This is a genomic window from Streptomyces echinoruber (genome assembly GCF_014651135.1).
Lineage (GTDB): Bacteria > Actinomycetota > Actinomycetes > Streptomycetales > Streptomycetaceae > Streptomyces > Streptomyces echinoruber.
This window is the reverse complement of record NZ_BMWH01000001.1, coordinates 95,332-109,287: the sequence shown is the minus strand read 5'-3', so window position 1 is coordinate 109,287 and position 13,956 is coordinate 95,332. Positions and strand designations below refer to the sequence as shown.

Sequence of the window (13,956 nt, the reverse complement as noted above, 5' to 3'; positions counted from 1 at the left end):
CGGTCCGTTCCGCCGTGCCCAGAGCCATCCACCACACTCGGAGAAACAGGTAAGGGGGTTGCGTCCTGGGAAGTGGTGTGCGGGTTCCTGCCTGATCCGGGCGTTTGTCCGGGTGTCGGGGTGAGGGCCCGGAGAGGAGAACGGCCACCGGCTTAGCTTGGCGTTTATCCTCGGCGGGCTTGGTGTTCCTTGATCGACTCGGCCCGTTTGACCGTCTTGCCGACGTCGTGGTGCCTGGCCCGGTGCTTGTTCTTCGATCCGGGAGGCCGTCCCGGGCCCGGCTTGGACGGTTTCGGTGCGGCCGCTGGACGGGCCGCCGTCGCGCGGACGTTGCGAAACCCCCGGCGGACGCGGGCGGGGGTGAGGCAGCGGGGCTCGGCGGGTCGCTCCCAGGGACGGCGCAGGTCCTCGGCGAGGGGGCGGGCGAGGCGGAGCTGGGTGTGGGCGGCGATGATGAGCCAGGTCCGCAGATCGGCGCTGTCGGCGTGGCGAACCTTCGGTGCCGTCCAGCCGAGGGTCTGCTTCAGGAGTCTGAAGGTGTGCTCGAGATCGAATCTGCGGAGGAAGGACTGCCACCAGCGGTCCACGTCCACCGGCGTGGCGGCGGTGGCCGAGCACTGCGGCCAGATTGGTTTCGGGTCGCGGTCGCCCGGCAGGCGCTCGACCTGCAGCCGCACCAACGTGCCGTGCAGGATGGGTAGTTCCTCGTCCGCGTGGTCCAGCCATGGACCTCGGTGGGTGAGCCTGGGGTGCATCCGGTCCCAGGCCATCGCCTCCGCAGTGCCGTAGCGGGTGGTGTCCGTGCTGGTGGTGACGTCGGGCTGGTGCCGGCTGTCGGGCTTGGCGAAAGTGAGGACGCCGCCGTGCCGGCGGGGCCGTCCGCCCTTCGGGCCGCAGCGGGGCGGGCCGGGGTCGCGGAGCATGACCCGGTCCGAGCGCAGGCGCCCGAGCAGCATCACCGGCAGGTCGGCCAGGGCGTGGGCGAGGTAGGTGACGTCGTAGCCGGCGTCCATCACGATGAGGATCTCCGGGTCGCCCGGCCGCCAGTGCTCGGCCTGCGTCAGCCGCTTTACGACATCGCGTAGTGGGGCGGTGGTGACGAGCGTCGCGTCGTCGGCGGGTCCCGGGCGGACAGCGTCCAGCAGCGCGACCCAGGAGGTGCGGCCGGATTCCAGCGCGGCGACGAAGGAATACGGCCAGCCCGGCACGAACTGGTCCGTCTTGCGGTCGCCACGTCCGTAGACGTGGCAGAACAGCCGGTTGTCGCTGGTCGGGGCATCGGGACGGAGCCAGTTGCTCACGTCCGCAGCCAGCACGATCCGGCCGTCGGCCGCCTTCGGCAGCGGCAGGCCGGCCAGCGTGCGGCGCAGGCGTGTCGGCTCCAGCCAGCCGCGGTCCAAGGCCGCGTACAGCGCACCGTGCCCGCGCCGGTGCTCGACCGCGAGCGACAGCTCGACCAGGGTCTTCACCGGCCCGTCCGCGCACAGCACCGCGTCGGTGAGCTCGAAGAGCGCATCCGCGCGGGCGTAAAGGCATTCGTAGAACTCGACCCGAAAGCGGGACAACACGTCCAACGCCTCGCCTGTGGACGCATCGACAGACAGACTCATACACAGCGGCCGTTCTCTTGTCCTTCGTGACTCGACATCTCGAAGCGTGGAGAACGGCCGCCTCCGCTGTCCCGGAAAGAACCGCAGTTCAGCAGGTCGGGTGACCTGCCACGTTACCGGTAGTTCGTTAGATCCGGTGGTGGCGTGGGTTGACGGCAGGTCGGGTTGGTCGTAGGCCGGTGGGAGGAGTCAGCTTCCTTGCCAGGGGCTGAAGATGACCGCTCGCCGTCCGTGTCCGCCCGCGCCGGGGCCGTTGGAGGACTACGCGGCCCGGTTCGACGACCTCTTCTTCAGTCCCGCCCCGCGGCGGGGGTGTCGCGAGTACCTGACCGGGCTGCTGGCGCCGCGGGAGCGGAACAAGACGATCACCTGCCTGGCCGGGGCGGAGCCGGTGGCGGGTGCGGGGACGCCGGGGGTGCAGCGGCTGCAGTTCTTCCTGTCCGAGTCGCCCTGGGAGGCCGAGCAGGCCAACGACCGGCGGCTTGAGCTGCTGCGCGAGGAGCCGGCGACGGCTCCGCACGCCGGCGGGGTCATCGTGATCGACGACTCCGGGGACCGCAGGGACGGCACCGCCACCGCGCATGTGGGCCGGCAGTGGCTGGGCCGGCTGGGCAAGACGGGCAGCGGCATTGTCACGGTGTCCACGGTATGGACCGACGGCCGCGTGTACTCCCCGCTGCACGCGACTCCCTACACCCCTGCCCACCACTTCGCCCGCGGCCGGGCCGATCCGGCCTTCCGCACGAAACCGCAGCCGGCCGCCGCCCTCGCGCCCGCGGGAAGGAGCCCGGCCCCGCAGCAGCAGGCTCAGCAGCAGCCCCGCCGCCCTCGCGCCCGCGGGAAGGAGGCGGGCTTCGGCTGCCGGGCGGTGGTCGCCGACTGCGCCTACTCCGTGAGCGACGACTGGTACCTCGCGCTGCGCGAGGCCGGCCTGGCCTACGTGGTCGCGCTCAAGCCGCACCGCGGCACCTGGGCCCGGGCCGACCAGCCGCACACCCCCATCGAAGCCGCCCACGCCCTGGCCTGGAAGAATGCCAAGCATCCGGGCGACTGGACGGCTGTGGAGCGTCACTTCCGCGACGGGCACACCGAGACCTGGCGGGCCGCTGACGCCCGCCTGGGCGGCTACGGACCCGACTCGCCCTGCCGGCTGGTCGTGGCCACCACCGACCCGGCTACGTTGCCGGAGAAGGCCACCTGGTACCTGGCCACCAACCTGCCCCACCCCGACGCACCCCCTGCCGTCACCAGCCCGCACCCGCCGGCCGACCTCGCCGAGATCGTCCGCCTCTACGGCCTGCGGCCCTGGATCGAGCAGAGCTACAAGCAGATCAAGGACGAACTCGGCTGGGCCGACTTCCAAGTCCGCTCCGACCGCGCCATCCGCCGCCACCAGATTCTGGTCAACTGCGCTTTTCCCTTCTGCTGGGACCAGTGGTTCGCCCCGCCCGGACCGCTGGACGCCAGCGCACCGGACCCGTGCCCCGAGGAGGGGCCAGAGAGGGGGCCCAGCCATACCCCACCAGCCCCAACCGCCCTGCCGGCCAAAGGCCTTACGGGCCATCCGCTCCTGGCTCACCCCCGCCATCACCCTCACCCGATGATGGCAAGCCTGGACGGACACCGACCCACCCTCCGAGCTCCAGGCCCTGATCGACGCGGTCAGCACCGGACACGGCATTGACCTCTACCTCCGGATTTAACGAACCACCGGTAAAAGCGACATCACGTCACGTACCGCCCTCTGAGGACGTTCTCCCGCGGCCGGCGCACCAACGGGCTGGAGCTCGCCACCGACCCCGACGTCGGCTGGTACGTACGCGAAGGCGACCACCGCGACCCCGACACCCCGGTCACCGACGCCATGCGCCCCACACCACCGCCCACCGACAAGCGCACGGCCAAAGCCTCCGAAGGCAACAAGAAGAAGACCTCGCTCAAGAAGAAGTACCTCTTCGGCTACGACGCCCACCTCATCGTGACCCGCGACGCCGAACACGACGCCGTACTCCTCGACGACGGCACCCCCAACCCCGACGTCCTCCCGGCCCTCGTCCTCGGCGTCAGTCTGGACAAGCCCGGCCACCGTCCCGCGTACAACGGCCTGAAGATCCTCAACCGCCTCCGGGAGCGTGGATACAAACCCGGCTACCTGGCCGGCGATCGCGCCTACAACAACTCCGAGCCCGACGAGTGGCAGCTGCCCGTCCGGGCCATGGGCTACAAGCCCGTCTACGACTACCGCGCCGACCAGCTCGGCAAACAGGCCGGCGCACACGGCGCGATCCTCGTCGAGGGCCGCTGGTACTGCCCCTCCATGCCCGAGCCGCTCATCAACGCCACCATCGACCTGCACGCCGAACGCATCGACCGGGAGACATGGGTCCGGCTGATCGCCGCCCGCCGCAGCTACCGCATCATGCCGAAAGAGAACGCCGACGCCGACGGCTACCAGCGGATGACGTGCCCCGCCGCAGCAGGCAAGGTTCAGTGCCCCATCAAGCCCTACAGCATGGGCCGCGGCATCCACCTGCCCCTCATCGACCCCGAACCCAGCCCCACCGGCCCGCTCAAGGTCTGCCGCCAGCGCACGATCACCATCGGCCCCGACGCCGGCGCCAAGCAGTGGCAGGCCCTGGACTACGGCAGCCCGGAATGGCAGAAGGTCTACTTCCGGCTCCGCAACAGCGTCGAGGGCTACAACGGCTACGCCAAGAACCCCCTCGCCGAGGGCATCGAATCCGCAGGATCCCGACGCATCCGCGGCATCGCCGCCCAAACGATCCTGCTCGCCTTCCAGCTGGCCCACTCCAACCGCCGCAAGATCAAGAAGTGGCTGGACACCCTGGCCCTCGGCGGCGAACGGCCACGACGCCGGACCCACCACCGCCACCCCACCAGACAACCGAAGAGCAGGACCCCGACCGGCCACCTGACACCAGCGGCATAAACCGATCCGGCCCCCGCCACTGCAGCACAACGAAGACAGGTCCCACCCGTGAGATAGCTCGTGCGTCGGGGCCTGTCGTATGACCTGACCAGGCTGTGTGATGCCTCACAGCGATCATGAAACCGAGAAACGGGCCCCTGCTGGTGACTTCCGTCACCAGCAGAAACCCGTTTCGTCGGTTTCTCCGAGTGTCCGAGGGGGGACTTGAACCCCCACGCCCTTAAACGGGCACTAGCACCTCAAGCTAGCGCGTCTGCCATTCCGCCACCCGGACGAGGTGTCCGCCGCCGTGCGGGGTGTTCCCCGCGGCGACAGGGACAACCATACCAAGGTTTCGCAGTGCCTTTCACCTGCGTTTCCTTCCGGTGGCGCGACCGGCGGCGGCGGTTCGGCGCATCGGGTGAGTGCCGGTCCGGACCGGCGCGTCGGGGGCCGGTCCGGATCGGCGCGTCGGGGGCCGGTCCGGTTCAGGGCATCAGGTGGTAGTCGGGGAAGTTGCCGGGCAGCCGCTCTCCGGCCGGGCCGCGGGTGACGGCGCGCACCAGCAGGTCGCCGCCGACGAAGGCGCCGCGCCAGGAGGCGCCGAAGCCGCCGAAGAGCTCGTCGCGGTCGCCACGGGAGCGGGGGCGGTTGTGGCCGGTCTTGAAGGCGCGGATCTGCGGGGCGAGCCGGTCGTAGGTGGCGGGGTCGTCGGTGGAGAGGGTGGCGACGAGGGCGCCGTTGGAGGCGTTCATCGCCGCCAGCAGCTCGGCCTCGGTGTCGACCAGGACGATGGTGTCGACGGGGCCGAACGGTTCGGCGTGGTGCAGCGGGGAGGACGGCGGCGGGTTCAGCAGGGTGACCGGCGGGACGTAGGCGGAGGTGTCCTGGCCGGGCAGGAACGGCCCGTCGGACAGCTCGCCCCGGAACAGCGGGACCGCGCCGCGGTCGATCGCCTCGGCGACCTGGTCGCGCAGTTCCTTGGCCTTGGCGGCGTTGATGAGCGGGCCGTAGTCCAGTTCGGGGAAGGGGTCGTCGGGGTGGGCCACGGCCAGCGGGTGGCCGGTGCGCACCCGGCGGACCGCCGGCAGGTACGCCGCCAGGAACGCGTCGAACAGGTCGCGCTGGACGACGAAGCGGGGGTAGGCGGTGCAGCGCTGCTTGCCGTAGTCGAACAGCTTGGGGACGACCGCGGCCAGGGCGTCCCAGTCGCTGTAGTCCCAGACGCCCCAGGTGTTGAGGCCTTCCTGTTCGAGGATGTGCCGCTTGCCGAGGTCGGCGACGGCGGTGGCCACGGCGGCGCCGGTGTCGCGGCCGCCGACGAAGGAGACGCAGCCGATCTCCGGCGCCCGCACCAGCGCCTGGGACAGCTCGCCGCCGCTGCCGCTGACCAGGGTGACGGGCAGGCCCTCGCGGGCGGCGAGCGCGCAGGCCAGGGTGAGGCAGGCGAGGCCGCCGTCGGTGGGGGTCTTGGCGACGACCGCGTTGCCGGCCAGCGCCTGGACGAGCATGGCGTGGACCAGCACGCTCATCGGGTAGTTCCAGCTGGCGATGTTGGACACCGGGCCGTCCAGCGGGGCGCGGTCGGCGAGCATGGGCTCGATGCCGTCGACGTACCAGCGCACGCCGTCGATGGCGCGGTCCACGTCGGCGCAGGCCAGCCGCCAGGGCTTGCCGATCTCCCACACCAGCAGCAGCGCGAGGAGGTCGCGGTGCTCGGTGAGGGCGTCGAGGGCGGCGGTGACGCGGGCGCGGCGCTCCGCGAGCGGTACGTGCCGCCAGGTGCGGTGCTGGTCGAGGGCGGCGCGGACGGCCTGCCGGGCGGTGGCCGCGTCCAGGCGGGGCGGGCCGGCGATGGGGCTGCCGTCGATGGGGCTGGTGGCGGGCAGGGGGTTGCCGTCGGCCTGCCAGGCGGCGTTCCAGAGGTTGAGGACGCGGTCGTCGCGGAAGGCCTCGGGGGCGGCGGCGAGGCAGCGCCGCCAGGCGTCGCTCCAGGCGGTGCCCGCCTTGAGGGTGAGGGTGTGTGCCATCGGGTTGCTCCGCTCTCGGTGCACGGTCGGGCGGGGATGCGTGGCGGATCGCCCGGGCACGGGCACGCACCCCGTGCGCGGGCGGCGCGGGCGGGACACCCGGGCGGGGCCGCGCGCGTTGTCGTAGTCGTACCCGGTACGGAGGCGTAGGGGCACCGGGTGTCATGTGACAGTCGCCGCGTGTCCACTATGAGCCATGTCACGCGGCCGCGCCCGGGACGGCCGGCGCCGGATCCACCGTCTCGGCCGGCGTGCCACCCGGGACGGCCCCGGCGGCCCGGGCGCGGCCGTACCGCGGAGCAGGCCGCGGAATGGGCTGCGGAGTGGGCTGCGGAATGGCCGCGAAGTGGACCGTGAAGCGGGCCGCGACCTGACGCCGCCCGTGCAGGACAATGAGATCGCGTGGGTCACCCCGCCGCACGACGACCCGGTGACCCACGGCGCCTTCCGCAGCAAGGGCCGTAGCAAGGGCCGTTTCGGCCGCCAGCACGCACAGAACCGGGGCTGATCAGGACATGGGACGAGTCACGGAACGACGCAGGGTGATCCGTATCCGGGACGGAGCCGTGTCGTCCCGTCCCGACACGCTCGTCGCCGAGGAGCCGCTGGAGATCCGGCTGAACGGCAGGCCGCTGGCGATCACGATGCGCACGCCGGGCGACGACTTCGCGCTGGCCGCGGGCTTCCTGGTGAGCGAGGGCGTGCTGGGCGACGCCGCCGAGCTGCGCACCGTCGTCTACTGCGCCGGCGCGGCGGTGGACGGCTCGAACACCTACAACGTCGTCGACGTGCGGACGGCCCCCGGCGTGGCGGTCCCGGACGTCACCCTCGAACGCAACGTCTACACCACCTCCTCGTGCGGCCTGTGCGGCAAGGCCAGTCTGGACGCGGTGCGCACGACGGCCCGCTGGCCGATCGCCGACACGCCCCCGCTCCGTCTGGCGCCGGAGCTGCTGGCGAGCCTCCCCGACCGCTTGCGGGCGGCCCAGCGGGTCTTCGACCGGACCGGGGGCCTGCACGCGGCGGCCCTGTTCGCGGAGGACGGCGAGCTGCTCGACGTACGGGAGGACGTGGGCCGGCACAACGCCGTCGACAAGCTGGTCGGGCGCGCCCTGCAGAACGGGGACCTGCCGCTGTCCCGGACGGTGCTGCTGGTCTCCGGCCGGGCCTCCTTCGAGCTGGCGCAGAAGGCGGTCATGGCCGGGATCCCGGTCCTGGCGGCGGTCTCCGCGCCGTCGTCCCTGGCGGTGGACCTGGCCGCGGAGACCGGCCTGACTCTGGTGGGCTTCCTGCGCGGCACCTCCATGAACGTGTACGCGGGCGAGGACCGCATCGCCCTCACGACCACGGCCGCCACGGGCTGACTGCCCCCGACACGCGCCGACCGCGCCCCGACACGGCGCAGCAGGCTTCCGAGCGGCGGGACCCCGCCGCGCGGGCACGGCGGGCCGAGGCCGGGCCTCCCCCGGTCCCCGGCCTCAGTCCTTCGTGCCCGCCACACCCGTCGTGCCCGCCACACCCGCCGTGCCCGCCACACCCGCCGTGCCCGCCCCGCCCACCACGCGGACCAGCATCCGCGTGAACCGCTCCCGTTCGGCCGCCGTCAGCGGCGCGAGCAGCGCGTCGTTCGCCTCCCGGGCCGCCTTCTCGCAGCGCACGAGGAGTCGCTCGCCCGCTCCGGTGAGGGAGACCAGGTTCCTGCGGCGGTCCTTCGGGTCGGGGGCGCGCTCGACGAGCCCGTCCGCCTGGAGGTCGTTGAGGATGCCGACCAGGTCCTTGGGGTCGAGGCGGATGCTGCGGCCGAGGTCGGCCTGGGCGACGGGGGCGAGGTCGCGGACGGCGGAGAGCACCACGTGGTGCCACATCCTCAGGCCTTCGGCGGCCAGCGCCTCGGCCACCAAGGCGCGTCCGCGGGCGGCCGCCCGGCCGAGCAGCCAGCTGGGCAGGGAGCGGATGGCGGGGAGGGGGGCTTCGTCGGCCATGGCGGCAGCCTAACGAAGAAGTCGTTGGACTTCCCCATGAATCATGAATACCGTTGGGTTCCCCAATGAATCCATTGGGGGTCCCAACGGTTTCTGGAGGTGCCATGCGCCGCGTCCGGTACGACTCCCCCGGCGGCCCGCTCTTCGTGGAGGACGTCCCCGCCCCCGAGCCCGGCCCCGGCGAACTGCTCGTGCGCTGCGCGGCCGTCGGGGTCACCCTGCCCGTGGTGCGCAAGGCCGCCGAGGAGGCGGAGCCGGTGCCGCTGGGCGGGGAGATCGCCGGGGAGGTGGTGGCCGCCGGCGCCGGCGTCACCCGGTTCCGGCCCGGCGACCGGGTGACCGGGCTGTGCTTCGGGCACGCCTACGCCGACCTCGCCCCGCTGCACGAGGCCATGGCCTCCCCCGTGCCCGACGGCGCCTCGGCCGTCGACGCGGTCGCGCTGGTGCGCGGCGGCCTGGTCGCCCTCGGCGCGCTGCACGCCGCGCGTCCCGAGGCGGGCGAGGCGGCGCTGGTGACGGCCGCGGCGAGCGGCGTCGGCCACCTCGCCGTGCAGGTGGCCCGGACGCGCGGGGCGATCCGGGTCGTGGGCGCCGTGTCGGATCCGGCCAAGGCGGACTTCGTGCGCTCCCTGGGCGCCGACGAGGTCGCGGTCTACGGCGAGGAGGGCTGGGGCGAGCCCGCGGACTACGCCCTGGACGCGGTCGGCGGCGACCTGCTCGGCCGGGTGCTCGCCGCCCTGGCGCCGGGCGGCCGGCTGGTCGCCTACAGCTCGGGCGGCGGCACCGTCCGGGCATACGACCTGCTGGTGGGCGCCAAATCGGTCACCGGTTTCCAGATGGCGCGCGTCGCCCGCGAACAGCCGGAGCTGTACGAGCGGTGGCGGCGGGAGCTGTGGCACCTGTTCGCCGAGGGCGCCGTGCGCCCGCGGGTGCACGCGCGGTTCACGCTGGAGGACGCGGAGCGGGCGCACGCGGACGTCCTGGGGCGCCGCAATCTCGGCAAGGTGGTGCTCGTGCCCTGACGGCGACAGGCCCCTGAAGCCCCGTCAGTCATGCGCCGCACGCTTCTTGTCGGGTGCCCGGGCGTCCAACTACCGTCTGGGGACCGGGTCATCGGACGTGGGATGTCCGGATGTCCGGACGGATGAAGGGCAGGTCGCACCATGCCGTCACGTCTGCGCACACGTCTGAGATCCACCCCGGCCGCCGTGCTCGCGGCGGTCGCCGTCCTCCTGATGCCGCTCCCGGCGCACGCCCGGCCGGCCGCCGACACGCCCCCGTTCGAGCAGCAGGTCCTCTTCAAGGCCGCCCAGGACCCGGGCTACGCCTGTTTCCGCATACCGGCGATCGTGCGGACCACCCGCGGCACCCTGCTGGCCTTCGCCGAGGGCCGTGTCCTCAACTGCGGGGACGCCGCCGACATCGACATCGTCGTCAAACGCTCCACGGACGGCGGCCGCACCTGGGGCCCGCTGCGGGTGGTCAACGAGGGCGGCGGCGACACCCACGGCAACCCGGCGCCGGTCGTGGACCGCCGGACGGGCCGCGTCCTGCTGGCGGAGACGTACAACACCGGCCGTACGGACAGCGCCAGTTGCTCGGTGCCCTGCGACCGCACCCCGCACCTGCAGTACAGCGACGACGACGGGCTCACCTGGTCGCAGCCACGCGACCTGAGCGCCGAGATCCTGCCCGCGCACTGGAACTCCTGGTACGCCACCGGGCCCGTGCACGGCGTCCAGCTCACCCGCGGCCGGCACGCCGGGCGGCTGGTGTTCGGGGTCAACACCGAGACCTGGGACGGCAGCCGGGTCACCGCCAACCACGCCGCGCTGGTCGTCAGCGACGACCACGGCGACCACTGGCGCGTCGGCGCCACCGACACCTGGCCGATCGCCGCCGACGGCACCTTCCGGCAGAAGCCGTCCGAACTCACCCTCGCCGAGCGCGCCGACGGCTCGATCCTGGTCAGCGGCCGGGAACAGGACGGCACCGACCTCGGCCACCGCACCCAGGCCGTCAGCCGGGACGGCGGCGACCGCTTCACCGCGCCCTTCCGCGACCTGCCCGACCTGTACACCCCGCAGGTGCAGGGCGCGCTGCTGCGCCTGGGCGACCGCCTCCTGCTGTCCTGCCCCGGCGACCCCGACCGCCGCCGCACCATGATGATCCGCTCCTCCTACGACGGCGGCCGCACCTGGGACAGCGTCGACCGCGGCACCGCCGTGACGACCGACTGGTCCGGCTACTCCGACCTGGTCCGCGTCGGCGGCGACACGGTGGGTCTGCTGTACGAGGGCGGCGCGGCCGACGCCCGCGACGAGATCCGCTTCGCCCGGTTCACCGAGGACTGGCTGCATCCGCGCCGCGGCCCCGACCCGACCACCGCCGACCTCGCCCCGCACGCCTCCCGCGCGCTCGTCCTGGGCGGCACCGAGGAGACCGACGGCGTGTTCGGCGGCGCGCTCGCCTTCGACGGCACCGACGACGCCGTACGCCTGCCCTACCGGCCGCAACTCCCCCTAGGCACCAAGGACCTCACCGCCTCCCTGTGGTTCCGCTACACCGCCGCCGACGGCGAGCAGCCCCTGCTGTGGATGGGCGGCATCGGTACCGGCCGGCCCCAGGTGTGGCTGCGCGGCGAACCGGCGAACAACCGCCTCCAGGGCCTGATCACGGTGCGCGACGGCGCGAGCGCCCCGCGGTCGGCGTACGTGCGCACCACCGGCGCCTACAACGACGGCCGGTGGCACCACCTCGCGCTGCGCCGCGGCGGCGGCCGGCTCACCCTCTTCGTCGACGGCACGGCCCTCGACACGGCCGACGTGCCGGGCTCCGTCAGCCGCAACTCGCCCTTCGGCGTGCACCTCGGGCAGCGCATGGACAGCCGGGCCTTCTTCACCGGCGCCCTCGACGACGTCCACGTCTGGGACCGCGCCCTGAGCGACGAGGAACTGACCGGGGTGCGCGAGGGGACGGCGGAGCCCTACGGCCACACCGTCCTGTGGCTGCCCATGGACCGCGTGCGCGGCGGACGCTGACACCGCGCTCCGCCGCCCCACCGCCCCACCACCACATGACCGGGTCGCCGCCGGCAGCACTCCGCGGGCGCGCCCCGGGCCGGGCCGGGCGCGGCCGGGATCGGCGCCGGGCGGCGCGGCCGGTACCGAGCCGCGGTCGCCGCCCCGCCCGGGCAGGCCCGCCCGGGCGGGCCCGTCCGCCGCGTCGGCCCGCGTCAGCGGGGAGGCGTCCCGGTGCCGGCCGCGGTCGCCGCCGCCGCGGCCGGCCCGGGCGAGGCGGTGTCGCCGACCTCCGGGTCGCGGGCGCGGCGCCTGGCGATGACCGCGCACACCATGAGCTGCATCTGGTGGAACAGCATCAGCGGCAGCACCGCCAGCGAGGCGTGCGCGCCGAACAGGACGCTCGCCATCGGCAGCCCGGAGGCCAGCGACTTCTTCGACCCGGCGAACTGCAGGGCGATGCGGTCCTCGCGGCCGAAGCGCAGCGCCCGGCCGCCGTACCAGGTCAGGGCGAGCATCACGGCCAGCAGTACGGCCTCCACGGCGAGCAGCCCGGCCAGCCGGGCGGGGCTGACCCGGTGCCACACGCCCCGGGCCATGCCTTCGCTGAACGCGGTGTAGACGACGAGGAGGATCGAACCGCGGTCGACGAGTCCGAGCACCTTCCTGTGCCGGGCCACGAAGTCCCCGATCCAGCGGCGCAGCACCTGCCCGGCCAGGAACGGCACCAGCAGCTGCAGCACGATCTGCACCAGCGAGTCGGGGGAGAAGCCGCCCGCGCCGCCGCCGAGCAGGGCGGCGGCGAGCAGCGGGGTGAGGACGATGCCGACCAGGGAGGAGAAGGAGCCGGCGCAGATCGCGGCGGGCACGTTGCCGCGGGCGAGGGAGGTGAAGGCGATCGAGGACTGGATCGTGGACGGCACCAGGGTGAGGAAGAGCAGCCCCTGGTAGAGGGGCTGGGTCAGCAGCACCGGCACCAGGGCGCGGGCGGCGATGCCGAGCAGCGGGAAGACCACGAAGGTGCAGGCGAGGACGGTGAGGTGCAGCCGCCAGTGGCGCAGCCCGTCGAGGGCCTCGCGGGTGGACAGCCGGGCGCCGTAGAGGAAGAACAGGAAGCCGATCGCCACCGTCGAGGCGACGCCGGTGACGTCGGCCGCCGTCCCGCGGGCCGGCAGCACGGCGGCGAGGCCCACCGTCCCGAGCAGCAGCAGGAGGTACGGGTCGATCGGCAGCCACGACGGCCACGTCAGGCGTTTCACGGCGCTCCCCTTGCGTCTCGCGGGCACGGGCGGCGGGGCGCGGGGCCCCTTCACCATCCTGCTCCTCCCGACGGTGATCGGGAATCCGGCACACGGCTCTCACTGCTATCGCCAACCATGATGACCGGCTAGGGTCGAGGATGTGTACGATCCCGCCCATCTGCGGACCTTCCTGGCCGTGGCGCAGACCCTGAGCTTCACGCAGGCCGCCCGGCGGCTCGGGCTGCGCCAGTCCACCGTCAGCCAGCACGTGCGCCGCCTGGAGGACGCCACCGGGCGGCCGCTGTTCACCCGGGACACCCACTCGGTGGAGCTCACCGAGGACGGCGAGGCGATGCTCGGGTTCGCGCGCCGGATCCTGGAGGCGCACGAGCAGGCGGCGGCGTTCTTCACCGGCACCCGGGTGCGCGGCCGGCTGCGCTTCGGCGCGTCGGAGGACTTCGTCCTCACCCGGCTGCCGGAGATCCTGGAGGGCTTCCGCCACCAGCATCCCGAGGTCGACCTGGAGCTCACCGTCGAGCTGTCCGGCACCCTGCACGCGCAGCTCGCCGCGGGCGGGCTCGACCTGATCCTGGCCAAGCGGCGCCCCCAGGACACGCACGGTGAACTGGTGTGGCACGACGAGCTGGTGTGGATCGGCGCCGAACGCCTCCGCCCGGAGCCCGACCGCCCGGTCCCGCTGATCGTCTACCCGCCGCCCGGCATCACCCGCGCCCTCGCCCTGGAGGCGCTGGAGCGCCAGGGCCGCCCCTGGCGCATCGCCTGCACCAGCGGCAGCCTCAACGGCCTGATCGCCGCCGCCCGCGCCGGCCTCGGCGTGATGGCCCACGCGCGCGGCCTCGTCCCGCCCGGCCTGGTCCGCGTCCCCGACCGCTTCGGCCTGCCCCAGCTCGGCGGCGTCGACTTCGTCCTCGTCCACGGCCGCCGCCGCCCCTCCGCCCAGCACGCCGCGGACGCCCTGGCGGCGGCGATCCTCGCCGGCGGGGACCGGCTGCACCGGCGCTGAGAGGGGCGGAGAGGGACTGAGAGGGACTGAGAGGGACTGAGAGGGGCGGCCCGGCCGGAGGCGCGGCGCACCGGCCGGCTGCTCCACCCGGCGCAGGAACACGGGGCCGCCTTCACGTGC

General features: G+C 73.5%; 10 protein-coding genes, 1 tRNA gene and 1 pseudogene. 7 read left to right on the top strand and 5 right to left on the bottom strand.

Going from position 1 to position 13,956, the window contains the following annotated elements; genetic code table 11:
* Positions 1-164: 164 nt before the first annotated feature.
* Positions 165-1,610, bottom strand: a complete 1,446-nt coding sequence (locus IE225_RS00500; RefSeq protein ID WP_190055236.1) for an NF041680 family putative transposase — start codon at positions 1,608-1,610, stop codon at positions 165-167.
* A 214-nt stretch (positions 1,611-1,824) separates the two neighbouring features.
* On the opposite strand from IE225_RS00500, the gene IE225_RS00495 reads away from it, so the two are divergent.
* Positions 1,825-3,294, top strand: coding sequence for an IS701 family transposase (locus IE225_RS00495; RefSeq protein ID WP_190055235.1), 1,470 nt, complete (start codon positions 1,825-1,827; stop codon positions 3,292-3,294).
* Positions 3,295-3,474: 180 nt separating this feature from the next.
* Entirely contained in the window at positions 3,475-4,560 is a 1,086-nt protein-coding gene (locus tag IE225_RS00490; protein ID WP_229879094.1) for a hypothetical protein, read from the top strand.
* Positions 4,561-4,749: 189 nt separating this feature from the next.
* Here IE225_RS00490 and IE225_RS00485 read toward each other — a convergent pair.
* Positions 4,750-4,834 (bottom strand) — tRNA-Leu (locus tag IE225_RS00485).
* Positions 4,835-5,027: 193 nt separating this feature from the next.
* On the bottom strand, positions 5,028-6,569 hold the full coding sequence (locus tag IE225_RS00480) for an aldehyde dehydrogenase family protein (protein ID WP_190055234.1): 1,542 nt from the start codon (positions 6,567-6,569) through the stop codon (positions 5,028-5,030).
* A gap of 361 nt (positions 6,570-6,930) precedes the next feature.
* On the opposite strand from IE225_RS00480, the pseudogene IE225_RS00475 reads away from it, so the two are divergent.
* Positions 6,931-7,077 (top strand): annotated as a pseudogene (locus tag IE225_RS00475) (2Fe-2S iron-sulfur cluster-binding protein); the annotation flags it as partial.
* A 7-nt stretch (positions 7,078-7,084) separates the two neighbouring features.
* A complete protein-coding gene (fdhD, locus tag IE225_RS00470) occupies positions 7,085-7,933 on the top strand; it encodes a formate dehydrogenase accessory sulfurtransferase FdhD (RefSeq protein WP_190055232.1) in 849 nt (282 codons plus the stop codon).
* 114 nt (positions 7,934-8,047) lie between these two features.
* Here fdhD and IE225_RS00465 read toward each other — a convergent pair whose 3' ends face one another.
* Positions 8,048-8,551 carry a MarR family winged helix-turn-helix transcriptional regulator gene (locus IE225_RS00465; protein ID WP_190055231.1) on the bottom strand — a complete coding sequence of 168 codons (504 nt, stop codon included), beginning with the start codon at positions 8,549-8,551 and terminating at the stop codon, positions 8,048-8,050.
* Positions 8,552-8,655: 104 nt separating this feature from the next.
* Between IE225_RS00465 and IE225_RS00460 the strand changes: the two genes are divergently transcribed.
* Positions 8,656-9,573: a quinone oxidoreductase family protein gene (locus IE225_RS00460; protein ID WP_190055230.1), complete on the top strand. Its 918-nt coding sequence runs from the start codon at positions 8,656-8,658 to the stop codon at positions 9,571-9,573.
* 141 nt (positions 9,574-9,714) lie between these two features.
* Positions 9,715-11,592 (top strand): sialidase family protein, encoded by a 1,878-nt coding sequence (locus IE225_RS00455; RefSeq protein ID WP_190055229.1) that lies wholly within the window; start codon positions 9,715-9,717, stop codon positions 11,590-11,592.
* Between the two features lie 194 nt (positions 11,593-11,786).
* Here IE225_RS00455 and IE225_RS00450 read toward each other — a convergent pair whose 3' ends face one another.
* Positions 11,787-12,830, bottom strand: coding sequence for a bile acid:sodium symporter family protein (locus tag IE225_RS00450; RefSeq protein ID WP_229879093.1), 1,044 nt, complete (start codon positions 12,828-12,830; stop codon positions 11,787-11,789).
* 142 nt (positions 12,831-12,972) lie between these two features.
* On the opposite strand from IE225_RS00450, the gene IE225_RS00445 reads away from it, so the two are divergent.
* Positions 12,973-13,836: a LysR substrate-binding domain-containing protein gene (locus IE225_RS00445; RefSeq protein ID WP_190055227.1), complete on the top strand. Its 864-nt coding sequence runs from the start codon at positions 12,973-12,975 to the stop codon at positions 13,834-13,836.
* The last annotated feature ends 120 nt before the right edge of the window (positions 13,837-13,956 follow it).